Consider the following 20,237-nt stretch of genomic DNA (forward strand, 5'->3'; position numbering starts at 1 on the left):
CCGGCCGATCTGTCGCCTCAGCGCAGATCGGTGAGGTTCACGGCCTGCGCCATCGCGCGGTAGCCCGCGTCGTTGGGGTGCAAGCGATCTCCGCTGTCGAAGGCGGGGTGCAGTCGGCTCGGGTCCGCAGGATCGGCGAGCGCGGCGGCGGTGTCGACGACCGCGTCGTATTCACCGGAGGTGCGGATCCACTCGTTGACGGCCAACCGCTTGGCCTCGGCCTCCGGCGTGTCGTACGGCGAACCACCCAGCGGCAGGATGGTCGCGCCGATGACGCGAAGTCCGGCGGCGCGGGCCAGGGCGATCAGCTCCCGGTGCGCGGCGATCAGCTGGTCGGCCGAGACCGGCACCGGCGGTTCACCCAGGTTGGCCGCGCCCGTGCTGAGACCGATGTCGTTGGCGCCCTCCAGGATGATCACCGTGCCGACGCCCGGCTGGTCGAGGACGTCGTGCTGGAAGCGGCGCAGTGCGCTCTCGCCGAGCCAATCGGAGTCGACGGTCACCCGGTTGCCGCCGATGCCCTGGTTCAGCACCGCGCGCGGGGCGCCCGCCGCGGCGAGGCGTTCGGCGAGTTCGTCGGGGAAGCGGTTGTCCGCGTCGGTGGCCGAGCCGACGCCGTCGGTGATGGAGTCGCCGAAGGCCACCACGGCGGGCGGGTTCGGCGCGAGATCGGCCACCTCGACGCCCGCCAGGTAGTACCAGGTCGGGGTGGTCTCGGTGAACGCCGCGGCGGTCGGGTCGGCGCGGTGATCGCCCGCGGCGCGGTAGGTGGTGGCGATGGCCTGCGCGTGCTGCGTGGCGGGGCCGGTCGGCTCGGCGAAGAACAGCGTGATGGTGATCGAGTCGAAGGCGTTGAGCGGCAACGCGACCGGATCGGTGAGGAGGTCGGCGCCCGGCGGGATCACGAAAGTGGGTGACAGCCCGACGGTCAGGTGCGACAAGGTCTCGGGCCGGATGGCGCCCGCGCCCGCGGTCCGCGCGATGGTCGCGCCGGTGATCGTCAGCGGCGCGGCGCCGTAGCGGTTGGTCAGCCGCACCCGGGTGGTGAGCCCGCCCTCGCTGACCCGAACCACCTGGCGCAGCGTCTGATTCGCGAAGCCTTCCTTGGCCCAGTTGGTCACGAACGCGCGGCTCGGCAGATGCGGCGACGTCGCCCACGCCGTGGTCCAGCCCGGCGGGTCCGCGGGACGGGCCGCCGCGCCCGCGGCGGTGAACGGTAGCAGGATCAGCAGCAGAGCCAGCAGGGCTCGAACGACGCGCACGACGTAATCCGTTCTCTCGTGGTCGAACTCGGCGAATCGCCGAACAGGACGACACAACCACGAGAGGGACGAGACGATTCCCGGCGTGTGTCAGGCGGTGCGCAGCGTCTCGGCGCGACGCTGGATACCGGCGGTCATGCCTTCGAAACCGCGGCGCAGATTCGCGCCGAGCACCGCGGCCACCACCGGGTGGAACCAGCCGCCGAGCTCGAAATGCGATTCGTACCGGGTGCGTTCGGGGCTCACCGCGGTGACGGTGTGCGAGCGGAGGCTGTGCAGCGCGCCGAGGGGCACCGGTTTCATCGAGTAGCTGAGCTCGCGGCCCGGTGTGTGGCTGCGAATCCATTCGCGCTGACGCCGCGGGGTGGAGCCGTAGACCTGCACGAGCATGTCGATCGGCGCACCGGGCGTCAGCGTGCTCTCGCATTCGGTGACGAAGGGATTCCACTCGCCGTAACGGGGGAGGTCCGTGATCACCTGCCACACCAGGTCGGCCGGTGCGTCGATGTACACCGCCGCGTCGATGACAAAGCCCATGGGAGCAAATTAGAACAAGTTCTACCGCTGCGTCAATGAACGGCTCGCTCAGCGGGAGATGGCGCCGATCGGTGCGCTCGGCAGGACTCGGCGCCGACCGGCCCACTCGGTACGAAGCCGGCGCGGACCGGAGCGCTCGGTATGAACCTGGCGCGGATCGGTGCGCTCGGCGTGAACCTGGCGCGGATCGGTGCGTTGGGCACGAACCTGGCGCGGACCGATGCGCTCGGCGCGAACCTGGCGCGGACCGGAGCGCTCGGCACGAAACCTGGCGCAGACTGGGCACTCAGCACGAACCCAGCGCCGTGCCCTGGTCGGTGCCATAGCGGTGGCCGTGGCCGGCCGGCGCGTCGAGGGCGGCGAGCAAGTCCGCGCTGGTCTGTAGGAAACTCACCACGGGAAGCCAGCGCGGGACGGGAGCGTCGACCCGTACGCCGGTCAGGTCGGGCGCGCGCCACAGCAGCGCGGGCGACCAGTGCACGACCGGATCGGAGCTGTTGGCCAGCACGGTCGCGCCCGCGCGGTGCGCGTCGCCCGCGGGCGGACCGGCCCAGAGCGCGGCGCAGGTGCGGCGGTCCTGCTCGGCGTCGTCGGCGAAGATCGCGCTGCCGCCGAGCGCGCCGAGGCTCTGGCCGTAGACGAACAGCCGGGGCGGCTCGGCCATGGCGTGCAGGCGGCGTTCCACGGCGTCGAAGAGGGCGCGCGCCGCCCGCACCGCGTCGGCGCGGCCGAAGAGGAACGTCACCCAGCTCGGCGCGTAGGAGTACTGGAGACCGACCACCGCCACGTCACCGCCGAAGCGTTCGGCGAAGCCGGTCACCGCGTTGGCGTCGATCCAGCCGGAACCCGTCGGCAGTGCGACCACGATATTGGACCGGTACAGCCCGCCCGAGCGCTCCAGCTCCCGGATCGCCAGTGCCACACGGGAGTCCAGATCCGGGGCGGAATCCACGCCGACATAGACCCGGACCGGTCCTTCCGGCGTTCCGCTGACGAACTTGCGGCCCTGAGCGCCCAGTGACGGCCAGCTGGCCGCCGACTCGGCGCTGCCCGACCTGGTGTGCGAAACAGGTTGCGTCACAGCGGGATCCATCGCGACATTGGCCGCCGCGTACACCTGCTGCCGCCATCCGACCACCGCGGGCGCGAGCACGAGGTAACCCAGCGCCGCGGTGATCAGTCCCATCACCAGTCCACGAAGCAGGCCCAGTTTGCGCAGTGCCCAGCCCAGCGCCTTGGCCACTCCGACGACAACGGCGGTGAGCAGTGTCGCGGTCAGTGCGCAGCGCACCCAGTAGCCGGGACCGATCGGCGGGGTCCCCATCGCGGCGCGCAGCTCGTTCTGCCAATGCCCGGCGCGCCAGGCGGCGAACGCCACGACCAGGCCGGCCACCGCGAGCAGCGGACGGCGGTAGCGGCCGAAACGCGCGTCGACGTCGAAGTTCCAGCGGCCCAGCAGGAATCGTAGCGCGCCGGCGAGTCCGAGCGAACACGCGACCATCAGGGCGGTGAGCACCGCCTGTGCACCGGGTGTGCGGGGGAGCAGACCCGGCGCGAGCGAGATGAACACTCCCGCAACGACTCCCAGTGTCGTCCCGATGCGCGGTGTGGCGAATTCGGACCATTGCCGGGACTTCGGCGTATCAGGTTCGAGGCGGGGGCTTTCGGCGGGCTCGGTGTGCTGCCGCGTCGTCGTCACGCCGAAACCTCCATGGCGACAGCGTTGTTGGTGAAGTCGCTGGCACGAGCTGATCGACCGTCGGCCGCCGATCGCAGCGCACCGAGGACCAGCGCCGAAAGCCCGCCGAGTCCGAGTAAGCCCAGTCCGGCGAGACCGACCAGCCATCCGCTGCGTCCGGTCGCCGCACCGCCCGCGCCGAGCAGCGTCTCCACGACGGGTGCGCCGTAGTGCTGGCGGCGCGAGTTCAGATCCACCACGGTATCGGCGATATCCGCCATCGCGTAGCACCTGGCCCGCCCCCACGATTCGGTGCGAACGTCGCACGCCTCCCGCATCCTGCGGTCCAGCGCCGCGTCCACGGCCTGCCTCGCCCACGGGCCGAGCGGCTCGCCGCGCCGGTCCGCGTAACGCAGCAGGTCGTAGCCGAGATCGTGTGCCTTGCAGGCGGTCTCGAACTCGGCGGGCAGCGGGACGGGCGAGGAGCAGTCACCGCCCGGATTGGTCAACAGGCCGCGCATCGGTACCGGCCGATAACCCAGCACGGTCGCGAAGTCGTCGGGAAGCGCTGCGGCCGAATCGGTTTCGCCGGCGGTGAGGGCGGCGATCGCGGTGGCGGCCGCGATGTTCTCGACGACGGGATGCGCGACGCTCGCCGCTTGCGCCGCCGGGGCCAGGGCGACGGTGGCCGACATCGTGGTCAGCGCCGCGGCCGTCAGCGCCGCTACCCGGCGCAGCCCGGTGGGGGCGGCGTCCGGGCGGCGGGCGGGGGCGGCGATGGTCTCGATCCTCATGGGCCTCGACGCTAGGAACGGCCCATGCTCACCGGCCTCCCGCCGCGGTGCGGTTTCCGTCGCCGTGCCGTCGGGGGAGCGGCCCCTTCGCCTCCCACCGAGGTACGGGGTGCGAATTCACCCGTGGGTATGAGGCACGCGGCGGGCCGGGTTCCTAGGGTCGTCATCATGAAGCAGAAGACCCGTGGTCTGACCGAGCGGATGGACGCGCGCGCCTGGTTCGACGTGTCCGTCGTGCTCACCGCGCTGATCCTCTACTCGGTGGCGTGGCCGACGCTGCACCTCACGCACGCCGTGTCGCCGGGAGCGCAGCCGTTCATCGCCGCGCTGGCCGCGTTCCCGATCCTGCTGGTGCGGGTCAACCCGGCACTCGGCTGGGCCATCTCTGCGGGTTCGGCGCTGCTCATCGCGCTGGCCATCCCGCACCAGCCGAACAACGATCTGCCGTTCCAGGTGGTGCAGGTGATCGTGCTGATCGCGCTGCTGTTCGCGGTGGGGCTGCGCGCTCCGGTGCAGATCGTGGCGGTCGCCTGGGGCGCGACCTCGCTGTTGTTCGGCACCACCATGCCGGGCGAGGGCGAGGCGTTCGCCAACGCCGCCTGGGGCTGGCCCATCGCGCTGGCGGCGGTGGTGCTGTTCGCCCTGCTCGTCCGGTGGCTGGCGCTCTCGCGCAAGGAACTGGTGCGTCAGGAGGAAGAGAACGAGCTGGAGCGGGCCCGCCGCGCCATTCTCGAGGAGAAGGCGCGCATCGCCCGCGACCTGCACGATGTGGTCGCCCACCACATGTCCCTGGTGGTGGTGCAGGCGCAGACCGCGCCGTACCGGGTGGAGGGCGTGACCCCGGCCGCGCGCGCCGAATTCGAATCGATCGGCGCCACCGCGCGCGAGGCGCTCAACGAGATCCGCGGCATGCTCGGCGTGCTGCGCAGCGACGGACAGCTGCCCGAACACGCGCCCCAGCCGAAGGCCGAGGACGTGCTCGCCCTGTTCGACGGCGCCCGGCGCGCGGGCGTCACCATCGACTGGACGGTCGAGGGCGAGCTCGGCTCGGTGCCCGAGACCACCGGGCTCGCGCTGTACCGGATCGCCCAGGAGTCGCTCTCGAACGCCTCGCGGCACGCGCCGGGAGCCCCGGTACGGGTGGAGATCGTCTGCGGTACGGAGCTGCACCTGCGGGTCGTGAACGGGGCAGGCGCGACGCCTGCGCGGCCGGTCGGCAACGGCGGGCACGGCATCGCGGGCATGCGGGCCAGGGCGTTGGCCGCCGGTGGTGAGGTCACCGCCGAGGCGAGCCCGGACGGCGGGTTCGAGGTGCGGGCCCGCCTGCCGCTCGGCCCGGCGCCTGCCGAGGTCACGGCGGCGGTCGCGCCGCCGACCGTGTCCTGATCTCCGCGATTCGGGCGCACGCTCGCACACTCGGCGCGGCAATTAGGGTGGGCGCGTGGCAATAACGGTTTTGATCGCCGACGACCAAGCGATGGTGCGCCAAGGCTTCGGCGCGCTGCTCGCCGCCCAACCGGACATCAGCGTCGTCGGCGACGCTCCCGACGGCAAGGTCGCGGTGGCGGAGGCCAAGCGGCTGCGTCCCGACGTCGTGCTGATGGACGTGCGCATGCCGGAGATGAACGGACTGGACGCGGCGCGCGCCATCCTCGCGGCGGGTTTCGACCCGCCGGTGCGGGTGCTGATGCTGACCACGTTCGACATCGACGACTACGTGTACGAGGCGCTCAGTCTGGGCGCCAGCGGGTTCCTGCTCAAAGATGCGCCCGCCGAGGAACTGGTGCGCGCGGTGCGGGTGGTCGCCGATGGGCAAGCGCTGCTCGCGCCGACCGTCACCCGCAGGCTCATCGCCGATGTCACCAGCCGCCGCGCCGCGGCGCGCACCAAACCCGCGCCGCAACTGGCCGCGCTCACGCCGCGGGAGCGCGAGGTGCTGGAGCTGATCGCGAAGGGCATGTCCAACACCGAGATCGCCGAGGCGCTGTTCGTGGCCGAGCAGACCGTGAAAACCCATGTCTCCAAGGTCTTCTCGAAGCTGAACCTGCGCGACCGGGCGCAAGCCGTCGTGCTCGCCTACGAATCCGGTCTGGTCACTCCCGGCTGATCAGTCCGGGCACTTGCCGCCGCGCAGCTCGTCCACGTGGCGGCCGAGCAGCGCGGCGAGGCTGTCGAGCAGCGCCGTCGCGTCCGCGAAGCCGCCCGAATCCGCCTGCGCCGCAAGGGCGATCGCCACCAGACCGGACCGGGACGGCAGCAGCCCGAACTGGCGCGCCGTGTAGACCCCGGTGTCGTCGTCGGGACCCCAGCCGCCCTTGAACTCGGCGCCCTCCAAGGTCCCGAGACCCCAGAGCTGGTCGGGAACGATCTCGCCCATCAGCCGGGTCACCGTCTCGGTCTGCGGCAGACACGGTAGGCGCGAGGCGAACCGGACCTGATCGGTCAGCGACCACTCGGTCGCGCCGAACGCCTCGTAGTCGAGCCGGGTGCGCGGGCCGGCCACACCGGTGACGGCGTCGCCTGCCTCGTCGAGCACCTGCTGCACGGCTTGGGCCGCCTCCAGCCCGTCGCCGAGCGAATTCCACAGCGCGTCGGCGGCGGCGTTGTCGGAGATGGTGATGGCCGCTTCGGCGTCGAGCATCGCGCCCTCGGGGTCGTGGCGCAGCGCCGCGATGGCCAGCGGAACCTTGATGGTCGACCAGGCGATGCCGCTGGTCCAATCCCCGAAGACGGTGATCCGGGTACCGCCCACCGGCATGACCGCCAGGCCGACCTGCCCCGGCAGGCTGGGCTGGAGCTGAGTGAAGTCGGCCGCCAGCGAGTTCGGCAGGCTCACCGTGCGTCCCGCGGCCCAGGTGCCCGCCGTCTGCGCGGCCACGGTCGCGGTGGTGTGCTTCTCCGCCCGCTCGGGGCCGAGGCCGCACGAGACCATGGCCAGCAATGTTGTCGCGACGCCGACACGCAGCACCGGACGACATAGCGAAACGATTCGAGCCGACTCCACCACCGTGCACCTCCCCACCGCCCTGCGCGTCCCGCGCTTGCCTCGGCGGTGCCTTCTACCCGTCCAACCCGTCCGGGTGAATCACCGGCCGAGAACCCACCACCGTGCTCGCTCGTGGGAAGTGACGCGATGATGATGTGCTGTACATAGTTTGCCGATCATCGCGCAGAATTCGAAACCGAGTGTTCTGAGCAGGGCGAATGCGTGTACCTCCGCCTTCCGGCCGTGCGCGGCGCGGTCGGCGGACTGTGTCCGGCTGCGCTCGTCGTGCGTACCTCCTCGCTGTCGCTCCGGCCGTGCGACTGTGTCCGGCTGTGCTCGCTGTCCGTACCTCCCGCCTCCGGCACGGCCGTGAATTAGGCTGGCTGTTCTGGACCGGAAGGGGATCGCCTTGCTCACTAGCGGTGAGGTGTTCGCGGGATTCACCGTGGAACGGCTGCTCGGGCAGGGCGGAATGGGGTCGGTCTACCTCGCGCGGCACCCCAGGTTGTCCCGGCGGACCGCGCTCAAGCTCCTCAGCCGCGAGCTGTTCCTGGACAACGAGGTGCGGGCGCGCTTCGAGCGGGAGGCCGATCTGGCCGCGCAGCTGGATCACCCCGGCATCGTCGCGGTCTACGATCGGGGCTCCGAGGACGGTCAGCTGTGGATCTCCATGCAGTACGTCGACGGGGTCGACGCGGCGGCGGTGAATCCGCTGACGCTGCCGCCCGAGCGGGCCGTGCAGATCGTCGAAGGCGTCGCGGACGCACTGGATTACGCGCACGGCATGGGCGTGCTGCACCGGGACGTGAAGCCTGCCAACATCATGCTGGCCAGGTCCAGCGGCGGGCAGGGCGAGCGGGTCTTCCTCACCGATTTCGGCATCGCCAGGCTGCGCGAGGATTCCGCCCACCTGACCCAGACCGGCATGTTCACCGCCACCCTCGCCTACGCCTCGCCGGAGCAGATGACCGGCGCGCCCTTGGGCAACCGCTCCGATCAGTACTCGCTGGCCTGCGCGCTGTACTGGCTGCTGGCCGGCGTCGGGCCGTTCGACGCCGACAATCCCGCCGACATCATCCACGGCCATCTCCAGCTCCCGCTGCCCTCGGTCCGGTTGCGCAGGCCGAACCTGAACCCTGCCCTGGACGCGGTGCTCGCGGCGGGCATGGCGAAACGCCCGGAACACCGCTACCGCTCCTGTACCGAGTTCGCCGCCGCGGCCCGCAAGGCGCTGACCGCCGTCGGCCCGCCCCCGCTGCCGGTCATCCCGCCACCGGCCTACCCGCCCCAGCCGTACCCCGCACCACCCGGCTACCCGCAGCCCATGCCGCTGCCGCCGCACGCGATGCCGCCGCAACCCGTTCCGCCGCAACCGGTTCCGAGGCAGGTTCCATCTCAGCCGGTGCCGCCACAGCCGGTTCCTCCGCACCTGGTGCCGCAACAGCCGGTGTCGATGCAGGCAACACCGCAGCCTGCGCCGCCGCCCGTGCCGCAACAGCCGGTGCCGATGCAGGCGCCACCGCAGCCCATGCCGCCGCCACCTCTCGCGGCTCCCATGCCAATTCCGCCGAACGCGCCTCCGGGTCGGCCTGGCGCGGTGCATCCGTCGGCCAATCCTGCGCCGCAACCACCGGTACCGCCGCCACCTGGTTCGATGCCGGTTCCGCCCACCGCATCCGCACCTGGGCCGGGCATGCCTGCCGCGGTGCAACCGTCAGTCGACGCGTCGGCACCACTGCCGGTCCTGCCGCGACCGGCTCCGATTCCGATGCCACCGAACGCATCTGCGCCCGGCGTCGGCCAACCGCCTTCGCCGCAGCCGATGGCCGACCCGGCTGTACAGCCGTCGGTTCCGGCGCAACCTGCCCCGATGCCAGTGCAGCCCAACGCATATCGGCCTGGGGCGGGTCAGCCTGCCGCCCCGCCGCCGTTGCCCGAGTCCGCGCCGCCGGGCACGCCGCAACCGAGCTCGGTTTCGATGCCGCCGAATGCATCTGCGCCTGGCGCGAGCCGACCTGCGGCAATGCAGCCGATGCCGCAGCCGCCGGAACCTGGCGCGATGCCGCCGCCGTCGAACGTGTCTCCACCTGGATCAGACCAGTCGGCCGCCGCGCCGCCATTGGCCGACCGGATTGCTCAGCCGCCAGTTCCGCCGCAATCTGCCCCGTTGCCGATGCCGCCCAACGTGCCTCCCCCTGGGTCGGGCGGGCCTGCCGCGGTGCGACCGTCAGCCGACTCGTCGGCGCCACCGCCGGTTCAGTCGCAACCGGATCGGATTCCGGTTCCGCCGAACGCATCCGCGCGTGGCGGAGGCCAACTGGCCTCTCCTCAGCCGTTGGCCGCCCCTGCGTCCCAGTCGGTTCCGCCGCAGCCGGACCCGAGGTCAGTGCAGCCCAACGCATCTCTGTCTGACCTGGGCTGGCCTGCCGCCGCACAGCCGTTGGCCGACCCGATGGCGCGGCCACCGGTTCCGCCGCAACCTGCCCCGTTGCCGATGCCGCCCAACGCGCCCCTTCCTGGTTCGGGCGGGCCAGCGGCAGTGCAGCCGTCAGCCGACTCGTTGGCGCCGCAGCCGGTGCCGCAGTCGCCGGGTTCGCTGGAATCCATGCAGATACCGTTGCCGTCCAACGCGCCTCCGCCTGGATCGGACCAACCGGCCGCCGCACAGCCGTTGGCCGACTCGATGGCGCAGTCGGTTTCGCCGGTATCCACCCCATTGCCGATGCCGCAGAACGCATCCGAGGCGAGCGGCGGGGCACACCCTGCGTCGGGGGCTGTGCAGCCGGTCGAGGGGGAGGGTTCGCGTGGCGCTTCGTCAGTGCAGGGTGCCGCGATGGGCTCGCCGCACAGTGTGCCGGGGCGAAGCGCTGAAGCCGTTGTGCCGCAAGCAGATGGGGAGACGGCAGCGGCGCCTGGTGCGCAGGGCGAGCTGGAAAGCGCCACGGGGGACTCGGAGTCGTCCACGGCCGGAAGTCCTGCGGAGCCATCGCAGTCGTCTCCACAGGAGGCCGCGTCGGGCCTGGAGGGGGCGCGGTCACGCTCGGAGGTCGGGGGTTCGGTCGAGTCGACCGCGGACCGAACGAAGTTCGTAGGCGGCGAAGCGAAGTCGACGGCGAGCGAGCGTTCCGAGCACGCGGGCGCGCCGGGTAGCCGGCCGTCCAGTGGCGGTGCCGCAGCCGCCGCGCAACACCAGGGCTCCGCCTCCGCGCCACCGCAGAACCTCGGCGGGCCACCGCCGCAGGCCATGCCGCCGATGCCGGGGCCGGGGCCGGTCAACGGTGCGTCAGGTCCGCCTCCGGGGTATCCGCACGGGCCGAATCCCCCTGGGGCCCAGCCGGTGCCGCCGCGACGTCGGCTCGCCGGGCTGATCGGTGTGCTGGCACTGGGGTTGGCGGTGGTCGTCGCGCTGACGGTCGGAATGGTCGTCGTGCTGGTGTCGCGGTCCGACGCGGGGGAGGGGACCGCGGCCGCCCCGGCGACCGCGCTACCGAAGGCGGCCTCGCCCGCGCCCGCCCCGGATCCGCTGGCGGCGAGCAGACGAGCGTTTCCGACGCTGCTACCACAGGAGGCGGGCAACATCGGCGAGGGCTTCGAGGAGGCCACCTGTTACGCCGAGAAGCGCGGGGACCGGTTGAGCATCGACGAGGAGGCGCTCACCTCGAGCCCGTGGGTCCTCGCCTGGGAATGCCGCCGCGACGTCGACAACCCGTTCGGCATGAGCTACACCGTGCTCGAGTACCAGTCCGCCGCCGCGGCGCGTGCGGTGATCGAGACGCTGCCCACCAACGCGGCGACGCCCGGGCGCAAGTCGGGTGTGCCGTTCACCCAGCACCTGTGGATCAGGGCGGACCCGCCGGGACCGGTGCCGTCGCATTACTACACGGCGAAACTCGTGGTCGGCTTTCCAACCGACACGAACCACGCGAATTACCTTGTGTACGCGAGCCATCGGGGCCCGGCCCGGAATCCGCAGTCGCCGCTGCGGCCCGCCGAGGACGAGCTCGCGGAGTGGTGGACGACGACGCCACTGTGACCGGTGGTGCGACGCGCCGCCGCACCGCCCGGTCGTTCAGTCGACCGCCAACGCCTCCACGATCGGCATCCGCGCCGCACGCAACGCGGGCGGGATCGAGCCGAGCAGCGCGAGCCCGAGTGCCGCGGTGCCGTAGACCAGCAGCATCGGGCTCGGCTCGTAGACGATGTCGATGGTCATGGCGTGGCCGATGGCGACGGTGGCCAGATACTGGATCGCCGTGCCGACCGCGAGACCTATTGCCGCGCCGATGAGTCCGATGCCCGCCGCTTCGGCGAGCACCGAGCGCAGCAGGAACTTGCGACTGGTGCCCATGGCGCGCAGCACGCCGAGTTCGCGGCGGCGTTCGAGCACCGAGAGCATCAGGGTGTTCAGCAGCGCGACGGTCGCCACCAGCACCACGATCCACAGGATCGCCCGGCTCATCACCGAACCCTGCCGCAGACTCGACGAGATCGCGGTCACGGCGTCCGCGCCCGAGGTCACGTAGATCTCCTCCGGTACGGCAGCGCGGATGGCGGCCTGCACCGCGGCCCGGTCGGCGCCGGGCTCGATATCGACGGCGAGGATGGTCTCACCCGGCCGCTGATACCACTGCCGCAGATACTCGATGTCCATCATCACGATGCCCGAGATCGCGGACATGTACGGGATCACCTGCAACACCTCGACCGGGTGCGGGCCGGTCGGGGTCTGCAGGGTCAGCTCCGAGCCGGCGCTCACCCCGAGCGAACGCGCCACGTCGCGGGAGATCACCACGCCTTCACCGGAGGCCATGCGCGGCAACATGTTCCGATCGACGGAGCTGGTGCGCACATCGCCACGCACGGTCGGGTAGCCCTGCAGCATGACCCGCCCGGTGCCGAGGGTGGCGAAGGCCATCTGCGTGGGATTCGCCTGTTCGACGCCCGGCAGGCGCGCAATGGTGTCCGCCAGTCCGGCGGGCAACACCGGCCCGGTCGGGAACTGCTCCATCGCCGTCGGGCTGACGTAGACGTCCGTGTGGCCCAGGTCCTCGAACGAGGCGGTGGCCGAGTCGACCATGTTGGCGGACGCGCCGCCCATCGCCACGGTGGCGGACACGCCGATCATCACGGTCATCGCCGTCGCCCAGACCCGGCGCGGCGCGCGTTCCAAGGTGGTCGAGCCGAGCGCGCCCGGTGCGCCGAACCGGCGGGCGATGACGGCAGCGGTGCGCACGATAGGCCCGGTGGCCGCGAAGCAGACGAGCACCGTCGCTGTGAACGCCATCGTGATGGACGCGAGCGAAAGCCTGCCGAGGTCGGCCCTGGCGACGAACACGGCGGCCACCGCGAGCCCGATGCCGAATGCCGCCGCGGCCCAGCGCAGCGTCGGGCGGACGGAGTCGGTCTGGCCGACGCCGACCGGCGCGAGCGCCTCGATCGGCTGCACCTTGTAGACCTGCCTGGCGGCGAGGGCGGAGGCGATGACGCTGGCCAGGACGCAGGCCGCCACGGCGGCCGGAATCGCGTAGCCGGGCACCATGTACTCGGTGCGCGCCTCCACCGACTGCACCATGGCCGCGGGCAGGCGGTCGATCGCGGTGCGGCCCATGAACATACCGATGACGGCGCCGACCGCGCCGCCGAACAGGCCGAGCAGCGCGGCCTCGGCGAGCAGATCGCGCACCATCGGTGCGCGCTTGCCGCCGATGGCGCGCAGCAGCGACAGCGTCGGCCTGCGCTGGGCGACCGCCATGCTCATCGCGTTGTAGATCAGGAACGCCGAGACGATCAGCGCGGCGGCCGAGGACATCAGCGTCGAGTAGCGGACGATCTGGATCGCCCCGCTCGCCTGCGCGGTGCGCAGATCCGGATCGGCGACGACGGCGCGCCCGTCCACCGCCGCGGTCAGCGCGGTGCGCAACGCGCCCAGGTCGGCGCCGTCGGTCGCGATGATCTGCACCGAGTCCAGCTTGCCCGCCCGGCCGGTCAGCATCTGCGCCAAACCCAGTGGGGCGGCGATGATGTACCCGCCGTTGAGCTTGTCCGACGCCTCCGCGTCGAGCACACCCGCCACCGTGACAGTGCCCGCACCGAGCGGGAACCGGTCACCCTCGGCGTGCCCCATCGCGGCGCCGACGAGGACGCCGTTGGGCGTGGTGATCAACTTGCCTGCCTGCGCGCCCATCGGCCCGGCGATTTCGCTGCCCAGCGCCGTGATGCTCGCGTCGGCGCCGAGCAGCAGCGCGCGATCCTCGCCCGTGCCGAGCTGGGCGCGCAGCATGGGCACCGCCTTGTCGACGCCCGGTGTCGCGGAAATACGCGGCAGCAGTTGCTGATCGAAGCCCGCGTCGGTGATGCCGGTGATCTCCAGCACCGCCTTCCCGCCGAGCGACTTGGTGAGCTGGTCCACCGACCCGGTGACCGAACCGGAGATGCTCAGCACCGCGACGAGCAGCGAGGCGGACACGCCCATCACGGTCAGTGACATGATCGTCCGCCCGCGGTGCGCGAGCAGTTCGCCGAAGTTGAACAGCCGCAGCCGATCCCATGCCGCCCTGATCACGCGCGCACCGAGCCCTCGTTCAGCGCCGAGTCCTCGTCCGGCTCGGTGCGGACCCTTCGCTCGACCCGGTCGTTGGAGCCGATCTTGCCGTCGCGCAGCGTGATCACCCGGTCGCAGTACTCCACCGCGCCCATGTCGTGGGTCACCATGACCACCGAATTGCCGTTGCCCGCAATGTCACCGAGCAGTTCCAGGATCGCCGCGCCGGTCTTGGAGTCCAGGTTGCCGGTCGGTTCGTCGGCCAGGATGAGCGGCGGGTCCATGATCAACGCCCTGGCCACCGCCACCCGCTGCATCTGGCCGCCGGACAACTCGGCGGGACGATGCTCGGCCCGGTTGCTCAGCCCGACGCGCTCGAGCAGTTCCAGCGCCTTCGGCTTGGCCTTGCGTAATCCGGTGCCGTCCAGCAACTTCGGAATCGCGACGTTCTCCCAGGCGGACAGCGTGGGCAGCAGGTTGAAGAACTGGAAGATGAATCCCACTTGGTGGCGGCGGAACTCGGACTGCTGTTCCTCGTTCAGCGCGCCGATCTCGTTTCCCTGGAAGCGAATCGACCCCGCGTCGGGACTGTCCAGCGCGCCGAGCAGATGCAGCAGCGTGCTCTTGCCGGAGCCGGACGGTCCGATGATCGACGTGAATTCGCCTGTCTCTATCCGCAATCCGATTCCGTCGAGCGCGCGCACCGTCTGCTCCCCGACCCGGTACTGCTTGATGATGTCCGACAGTTCCAGCATGGCCGGTTCCGACATGTGGTTCCCCCACTTTCTTTCGACTGTGCTATCGCGCCAGCGCCTCGGACGCCCGGTGGCGGCGACGATACTGGCAATCGAGCACCGCGCGCAGCACGGGCTGCTCCGCGGCGAGCTCGAGATAGGCCTCGACCGCGGACTGCCCCTGCGTCAAGGCCTGCTCCATTTTGACGTCCAAATGCAGTTGCCACCGGTACTTCAGAGCGAGCAGTACCCCCTCCGGGCCGCCGAACAGCCGATCCAGCCCCGGTATCCCGTCGAACAGGTCGGGACTCTCCGGATCGGCCGCCGCGCGGGCGAGCACGGTGTGCACGATTTCGGTCCGAGCGTGTTGATCTTCCCAGGACATGACATCGGCCTTTCGTGATGCGTCCGCCGCACCGCCGATCGGGCCGTACGGCGAGGATGCGGCCAACGCTACGGAGCGCGGCCACGGGTGTCGTCGTCCCGGAGACGAGAATCGATCTCCTACCGTGGTAGGAGAACCGGACCGTTCCCGGGACGATGCGTCGGCGGCCGACGGCCGACTAACCTGGCTACATGGACGTGACGCAGGTCATCCCTTCGGAGACGGGCGCCAGGCAGGCGATTCCGCTGCGCGAGCTCGGGCGGGTGCGCGATCGCGTCCGCGAGTTCGTGCGCGATCCGATCGGCATGTTCCACCGCAGTCTGACGGAGTTGCCGTTCGACTATCCGCCGAAAGTCATCATCATCGCCGACATCATGACGTTCGTGATCGGCGTCGCGGCGACCGTGCAGCGGCACGCCTACTTCCCGACGGCGTTGCCCTTGGTGGCCGTGTTGCTGCTGTTCATGGCGGTCCCGGCGTTCTGCCTGCTCGGCGTCGTGCCCAATCCGGGCACCCTCGGCGTGTGCGGGATGGCGGCGGCGGCGCTGTTCCTGCTCCAGCCGGTCTCGACGGATGTCGCGCCGTTCGTGCTGGTCATCATCGTCGGCGAGGTGGCGGCGATCGCGTCGGTGCGGGTCGGCATCGCGGTGGCCGTCGGCGCGATCGCCGAACTGGTGGCCTTCGACATCTTCGGCCACGTGCTGTGGAGCGCCGACAACGAACGCTTCCAAGGGATGCCGATGTACAGCATCGGCGTCCTGCTCGGGCTGCTGTGCGGGCTGATGCTGCAATACCAGCGCCGCTTCCTCTACCAGGAACGCCACTATCAGAGCATGCGCGCCGCCCAGGCGGCCGAGGAGGAGCGCCGCAGGATAGCCCGCGAGGTGCACGACGTGATCGCGCATTCGCTCAGCATCACGCTACTGCACCTCACCGCGGCCAGGCACGCGCTGGAAACCGACCGCGATGTGGACGAGGCGGTGGAGGCACTGGTCGACGCCGAACGCCTCGGCCGCCAGGCGATGGCCGACATCCGGCGCACCGTGGGACTGCTGGACAAGCGACCCTCGAAGCTGGTTCCGGAACCGAGCGTCGGCGACATCGACGACCTGGTCGGCGATTTCGTGCGCGCCGGACTCGACGTGCGATACCGGTGCACCGACGATCTGTCCCCGGTGTCGGCGGCGGTGGGTCTCGCGCTGTACCGCATCGGCCAGGAGTCGCTGGCCAACGTGGTCAAGCACGCGCCGGGCGCGACGGCGAGCGTGCTGCTCACGGTGGACGATGCCACGGCCGCGCTCACGGTGAGCAACACGCTGCCCGCCGGATTGCCCGCGCAGCGGGGACACGGCATGGGTCTGTCCGGCATGTGGCAGCGCGCCGAACTGCTCGGCGGGCGGCTGACCGCGGGACCCACCGAGGACGGCTGGTCGGTGCGGGCGGAATTTCCGCTGGCCGCCACCAAGGCGTGGGCGTGTTCGCTGCCGGGGCTGTTCGCCGACGCCGCCGCAGTACCGCCCATCGGCTCCAAGCCGCGGAACATCCTGCGGGAGGGTGCGTGACAGCCGCTGCGCCGGACGCCGACACCATCGCCGTCCTCGTCGTCGACGATCAGGAATTGGTGCGCGGCGGTCTGCGCCGCATCCTGCGCCGTCGCGACGGTTTCCTGGTGACCGAATGCGCCGACGGTGACGAGGTGCCTGCCGCGGTGGCCGCCGACAAGCCGGACGTGGTGCTGATGGATCTGCGCATGAAACGCGTCGGCGGCATCGACGCCACCCGGCTGCTGCGCGCCGTCGAGGGCGCGCCGCCGGTGCTGGTGCTCACCACGTTCGACGACGACCAGTTGCTGTCCGGCGCGCTGCGCGCGGGCGCCGCCGGGTTCATCCTCAAGGATTCGCCCGCCGAGGACCTGATCCGCGCGGTGCGGATGGTGGCCACCGGCGGGGCATGGCTCGATCCCTCGGTGACCGACCGGGTGCTGTCGACCTATCGAACGGCCCGGCCGGTGCCCACCCGCACCGACAACAGGCTCGCGGACTTGACCGCGCGCGAGTACGAGGTGCTCGAACTCATCGGCCGCGGCCGCGCCAACGCGGAAATCGCCAGGCAACTGGGCATCTCGGAAGTCACCGTGAAAAGCCATGTCGGGCACATATTCGGCAAGCTCGACCTGCGAGATCGCGCCGCGGCGATCGTCTTTGCGTTTGACCACGGGGTGGTCGCACCCGGAGAATCTACCCCCTGACGGGCAGCCCGCACCCATGGGTCGCCGCCTGGGATGTGGAGGTTGCACGGGGTGGACGGACCTGGATGGCGAGTCGGTAGTCGGTTCGGGCCGTACGAGTTGCGCTCGCTGCTGGGCAAAGGGGGCATGGGCGAGGTCTACGAGGCCTATGACACGGTGAAGGACCGGGTGGTCGCGGTCAAGCTGCTGTCCGAGGAACTCGCCAAAGACCCTGTGTACCAGGTGCGTTTCCGCAGGGAATCGCAGGCCGCGGCGCGACTGGCCGAGCCGCACGTCATCCCGATCCACGACTGGGGCGTGATCGACGGCGTCCTGTTCATCGATATGCGGCTGGTCAACGGCGTCGACCTGCGCACCGTGCTGCGCGGTCAGGGGCCGATCAGCCCGCAACGCGCCGTCTTCCTCGTCGAACAGATCGCCGCCGCGCTCGATGCCGCGCACGAGAGCGGTCTGGTGCACCGCGACGTCAAACCCGCCAACATTCTCGTCACCGACGCCGACTTCGCCTACCTGGTCGATTTCGGCATCGCGCACACCGAGGGCGACTCGGCGGTCACCCAGGTCGGCATGGCGGTCGGCTCCTACATCTACATGGCGCCGGAGCGTTTCGACGTCGGCCCGGTGACCGGCCGCGCCGACATCTACTCGCTGGCCTGCGTGCTGCACGAATGCCTCACCGGGGCAACGCCGTTCCCGGCGGCGAGCATGAGTGTGCTGATCAAGTCCCATCTTTCCGATCCACCGCCGCAGCCGAGCGTCGAGCGTCCCGGGATCCCGCCCGCCCTGGACGAAGTGATCGCGCGCGGCATGGCCAAGGATCCCGCGGACCGTTTCGCGACCGCGAGCGAGCTGGCGCGCGCGGCCCGCGCGGTGGTGGGATCGCCGTCGCCCGCCGCGACCGGGCCCATGTTCGTGGTGCGCGCCCCCGATCCCGCTCGGTTCGGGCAGTCGGATCGCACCGCGCGCGGGGCGACGGTGCCGCCGGAATCCACCGGGGAGCTATCGGTTCCCGCGATCATCCATCCGACCGCGCCGACCGAGATCCGTCCCGCCGACATCCAGTTCACCCCGCTGCCGCCCCAGCAGCCGCAAGCGCCGCCCGCGACCGGACCGCTGCCGCAAATGCGGCCGTTTCCCGACGCGCATCTCTACCCCGAGTCCCAGCGGTACGCCGAACCCCAGTACGCCGAGAATCACGAAACCGGATACAACGAGCCCCGGTACGCGGATCCGTACCCGGCGCCGCAAGAGCCCGCGCAGTTCACCGCGCCGGAGACCCGGCGCTACGCGGTCCCTCCGGTGCCCGAGGCGCCGCAACCCGCGCCCGAGACGCAGCGCTACGTTGTCTCCCCGGTGCCCGAGGTGCCGCAACCCGCGCCCGAGACCCAGCGGTACCCCGAAGCGCCGTTCGCCCCGCCGCACCAGCCGCGGCACGGCGCGCAACCCGTCCCGCAGCCGACCTACGCGGACTACGTCGCGCAGGGACCGGTCGGCGAACCGTATCCGCCCGGAGGGTACGGCGCCGACGCCTACGGCGAGCGCTACGACCACGCCGACCCCTATTCCTCTCCGTATTCCGCGGAGGGGCCGCGCCGGTCCATCGTGTTGCCGCTGCTGTTCGCGGTGCTGGTGATCGTCGTGGTCACCGTGTCGGGCGCGGTCGTCTGGCAGACGATGAGCTCCCGCGGCGGCGTGGTCGACACCGCCGCCGAAGGCAGCACGGGCACGTCTCTGACCTCGGCGCGTCCGCCTGGCGCGTCCGCCACCTCGGCCGCGCGCACGACCGCTCCGGCCTCGACGTCCACCGCTCCTGCGCGGCTCCCGGACGGCGCGACCCCGTGCGGCGCGGGTCAGGGATCCGGCGCGTTCTCCAGGGCCGCAGTCGGCAACGCCGTCACCAGCTGCCCGTTCGCCGAGGAAGTGCGGAAGGCCTACGCCGCGGCGGGCAGCGCGGGCGGCTCTCGGTCGGTGGTAGCCGTCAGCCCGGTCACCGGCCGGAGCTACACGATGACGTGCGCGGCCCAAGGGCAGGTCGTGGTCTGCACCGGCGGTGAGAACGCGGTGGTCTACGTCTACTGACGTGATTTCGCGTCAGGCGATGGCGGTTCGTCCTGCTGCTTGCCGATTGGCGATCAGATCGGTATCGCGCACGGCCAGTTATCTTGGTTCGGCGACCAGAATGCGCATGAGGTGCGTCGAATCCACCAGCGTGTCCTGCTAGGTCACGAACTGGTAGCTTTCCGTGCTTCGCGAGGTGGGAAGCGTATTAATGGGAATCCGCGACCAGAGTGCGCCGATCGGCGGCGGACTCGGTGCGGTGGGCGGCGTAATGATGCCGACCGCGACACCGATCGATTGGTTAACTGCCAGCGACCCTGCAGGAGGCGCGATGCCCGCCCTCTCGTCGATCGTCCGCTCCACGTCCCGCAGCCCGCGGGGGCGATCTCCGACGCGGCTCACGTACGGTCCGCAGCGGATGTCGGAGGTGTGGACGGTCGTCCTCGGGGCGGCCCTCGCCCTCGCGACCTGTCTCGCACTGCTCGGCTACGCCGGGCCGCGGGCTGCGTCGGGTGATCGTCCCGACCGCGCGGGCGCGTCGCTCGAGCCCGCCGATCTCGTGCTCGAGTCCGAACTGGCAGGCGTCGATCTCGCCGCCGCGGCGAGCGAGGAGGAGCTCGGGCGATATCAAACGGCTCTCGATCTCGCCGACGCCGCGTGCCTGGAGGATCGGCGGGAGATGGCGGAACTGGCGGTCCATGGCGCCCGGTTGGTGGAGCGGCGGGGCGGCCACACGACGGCGCTGGAGGTGCTGCGCGGAGTCGCGGTGACGATTCCCCCGGAGCTCGCGCCGTTGCGATGCGCGCAGATCGTCGGGTCGTTGGCGGTGCTGATGACCTACGACCGCTGACGTCCCGAATTTCGTTGGCGGCCAGCCGTCCAGTCGGATGGCGAGCCGGCACTTTCGGAGTGCCGCCGCCGTAGGCTCTGCGCTGCGGTGATGTCGAAATTGCATGGCAGAGTCGCGGAATCTCATGCGGTTCAAGGGGTCACAACGGGCGAGTTCCGGGTAGG

Annotated in this window: 15 protein-coding genes; 7 read left to right on the top strand and 8 right to left on the bottom strand. The window is 71.0% G+C overall.

Annotation, left to right across the window (positions count from 1 at the left end; translation table 11 throughout):
- Window positions 1-17: 17 nt before the first annotated feature.
- The 4 genes from AC3EO7_RS32265 to AC3EO7_RS32280 form a co-directional block, all read right to left on the bottom strand.
- Window positions 18-1,262, bottom strand: a complete 1,245-nt coding sequence (locus tag AC3EO7_RS32265) for an SGNH/GDSL hydrolase family protein (RefSeq protein WP_431972071.1) — start codon at window positions 1,260-1,262, stop codon at window positions 18-20.
- 90 nt (window positions 1,263-1,352) lie between these two features.
- Entirely contained in the window at window positions 1,353-1,799 is a 447-nt protein-coding gene (locus AC3EO7_RS32270) for an SRPBCC family protein (RefSeq protein WP_435593268.1), read from the bottom strand.
- Window positions 1,800-2,085: 286 nt separating this feature from the next.
- On the bottom strand, window positions 2,086-3,498 hold the full coding sequence (locus tag AC3EO7_RS32275; protein WP_435593269.1) for an alpha/beta-hydrolase family protein: 1,413 nt from the start codon (window positions 3,496-3,498) through the stop codon (window positions 2,086-2,088).
- A complete protein-coding gene (locus AC3EO7_RS32280; RefSeq protein WP_435593270.1) occupies window positions 3,495-4,271 on the bottom strand; it encodes a hypothetical protein in 777 nt (258 codons plus the stop codon). The genes AC3EO7_RS32275 and AC3EO7_RS32280 overlap by 4 nt, the downstream gene beginning before the upstream one ends.
- Before the next feature lie 168 nt (window positions 4,272-4,439).
- Here AC3EO7_RS32280 and AC3EO7_RS32285 point away from each other — a divergent pair, with 168 nt between their 5' ends.
- Entirely contained in the window at window positions 4,440-5,657 is a 1,218-nt protein-coding gene (locus AC3EO7_RS32285) for a sensor histidine kinase (protein WP_431972067.1), read from the top strand.
- 55 nt (window positions 5,658-5,712) lie between these two features.
- Window positions 5,713-6,378 (top strand): response regulator, encoded by a 666-nt coding sequence (locus AC3EO7_RS32290; protein ID WP_431972066.1) that lies wholly within the window; start codon window positions 5,713-5,715, stop codon window positions 6,376-6,378.
- Here the strand turns inward: AC3EO7_RS32290 and AC3EO7_RS32295 are convergent, their stop codons facing one another.
- Window positions 6,379-7,275 carry a serine hydrolase gene (locus tag AC3EO7_RS32295; RefSeq protein WP_431972065.1) on the bottom strand — a complete coding sequence of 299 codons (897 nt, stop codon included), beginning with the start codon at window positions 7,273-7,275 and terminating at the stop codon, window positions 6,379-6,381. It abuts the gene before it with no gap.
- Window positions 7,276-7,666: 391 nt separating this feature from the next.
- On the opposite strand from AC3EO7_RS32295, the gene AC3EO7_RS32300 reads away from it, so the two are divergent.
- The gene (locus AC3EO7_RS32300; protein WP_435593271.1) at window positions 7,667-11,290 is read left to right on the top strand and encodes a serine/threonine-protein kinase; all 3,624 of its coding nucleotides are present in this window, start codon (window positions 7,667-7,669) and stop codon (window positions 11,288-11,290) included.
- A gap of 36 nt (window positions 11,291-11,326) precedes the next feature.
- Here AC3EO7_RS32300 and AC3EO7_RS32305 read toward each other — a convergent pair whose 3' ends face one another.
- Genes AC3EO7_RS32305 through AC3EO7_RS32315 form a run of 3 tightly spaced genes read right to left on the bottom strand, consistent with a single transcriptional unit; the run spans window position 11,327 to window position 14,917 of the window.
- Window positions 11,327-13,819: an ABC transporter permease gene (locus AC3EO7_RS32305; RefSeq protein WP_431972063.1), complete on the bottom strand. Its 2,493-nt coding sequence runs from the start codon at window positions 13,817-13,819 to the stop codon at window positions 11,327-11,329.
- Window positions 13,816-14,568 (bottom strand): ABC transporter ATP-binding protein, encoded by a 753-nt coding sequence (locus AC3EO7_RS32310; protein ID WP_431972062.1) that lies wholly within the window; start codon window positions 14,566-14,568, stop codon window positions 13,816-13,818. The genes AC3EO7_RS32305 and AC3EO7_RS32310 overlap by 4 nt, the downstream gene beginning before the upstream one ends.
- A gap of 28 nt (window positions 14,569-14,596) precedes the next feature.
- Complete coding sequence (locus AC3EO7_RS32315) at window positions 14,597-14,917, bottom strand: hypothetical protein (RefSeq protein ID WP_431972061.1); 321 nt, start codon at window positions 14,915-14,917, stop codon at window positions 14,597-14,599.
- 191 nt (window positions 14,918-15,108) lie between these two features.
- On the opposite strand from AC3EO7_RS32315, the gene AC3EO7_RS32320 reads away from it, so the two are divergent.
- The 4 genes from AC3EO7_RS32320 to AC3EO7_RS32335 all read left to right on the top strand — a co-directional run bounded on the left by AC3EO7_RS32320 (window position 15,109) and on the right by AC3EO7_RS32335 (window position 20,073).
- Window positions 15,109-16,479 carry a sensor histidine kinase gene (locus AC3EO7_RS32320; protein WP_431972060.1) on the top strand — a complete coding sequence of 457 codons (1,371 nt, stop codon included), beginning with the start codon at window positions 15,109-15,111 and terminating at the stop codon, window positions 16,477-16,479.
- Window positions 16,476-17,165: a response regulator gene (locus AC3EO7_RS32325; protein ID WP_431972059.1), complete on the top strand. Its 690-nt coding sequence runs from the start codon at window positions 16,476-16,478 to the stop codon at window positions 17,163-17,165. The genes AC3EO7_RS32320 and AC3EO7_RS32325 overlap by 4 nt, the downstream gene beginning before the upstream one ends.
- Before the next feature lie 51 nt (window positions 17,166-17,216).
- The gene (locus AC3EO7_RS32330; RefSeq protein ID WP_435593272.1) at window positions 17,217-19,244 is read left to right on the top strand and encodes a serine/threonine-protein kinase; all 2,028 of its coding nucleotides are present in this window, start codon (window positions 17,217-17,219) and stop codon (window positions 19,242-19,244) included.
- Between the two features lie 310 nt (window positions 19,245-19,554).
- Entirely contained in the window at window positions 19,555-20,073 is a 519-nt protein-coding gene (locus tag AC3EO7_RS32335; RefSeq protein WP_435593273.1) for a hypothetical protein, read from the top strand.
- The last annotated feature ends 164 nt before the right edge of the window (window positions 20,074-20,237 follow it).

Source organism: Nocardia sp. bgisy118 (assembly GCF_057708605.1).

Coding starts and splice junctions, on each gene's coding strand:
- AC3EO7_RS32310 (WP_431972062.1), bottom strand. CDS start 14,568: ATGTCGGAACCGGCCATGCTGGAACTGTCGGACATCATCAAGCAGTAC.
- AC3EO7_RS32335 (WP_435593273.1), top strand. CDS start 19,555: ATGCCCGCCCTCTCGTCGATCGTCCGCTCCACGTCCCGCAGCCCGCGG.
- AC3EO7_RS32315 (WP_431972061.1), bottom strand. CDS start 14,917: ATGTCCTGGGAAGATCAACACGCTCGGACCGAAATCGTGCACACCGTG.
- AC3EO7_RS32280 (WP_435593270.1), bottom strand. CDS start 4,271: ATGAGGATCGAGACCATCGCCGCCCCCGCCCGCCGCCCGGACGCCGCC.
- AC3EO7_RS32285 (WP_431972067.1), top strand. CDS start 4,440: ATGAAGCAGAAGACCCGTGGTCTGACCGAGCGGATGGACGCGCGCGCC.
- AC3EO7_RS32320 (WP_431972060.1), top strand. CDS start 15,109: ATGGACGTGACGCAGGTCATCCCTTCGGAGACGGGCGCCAGGCAGGCG.
- AC3EO7_RS32270 (WP_435593268.1), bottom strand. CDS start 1,799: ATGGGCTTTGTCATCGACGCGGCGGTGTACATCGACGCACCGGCCGAC.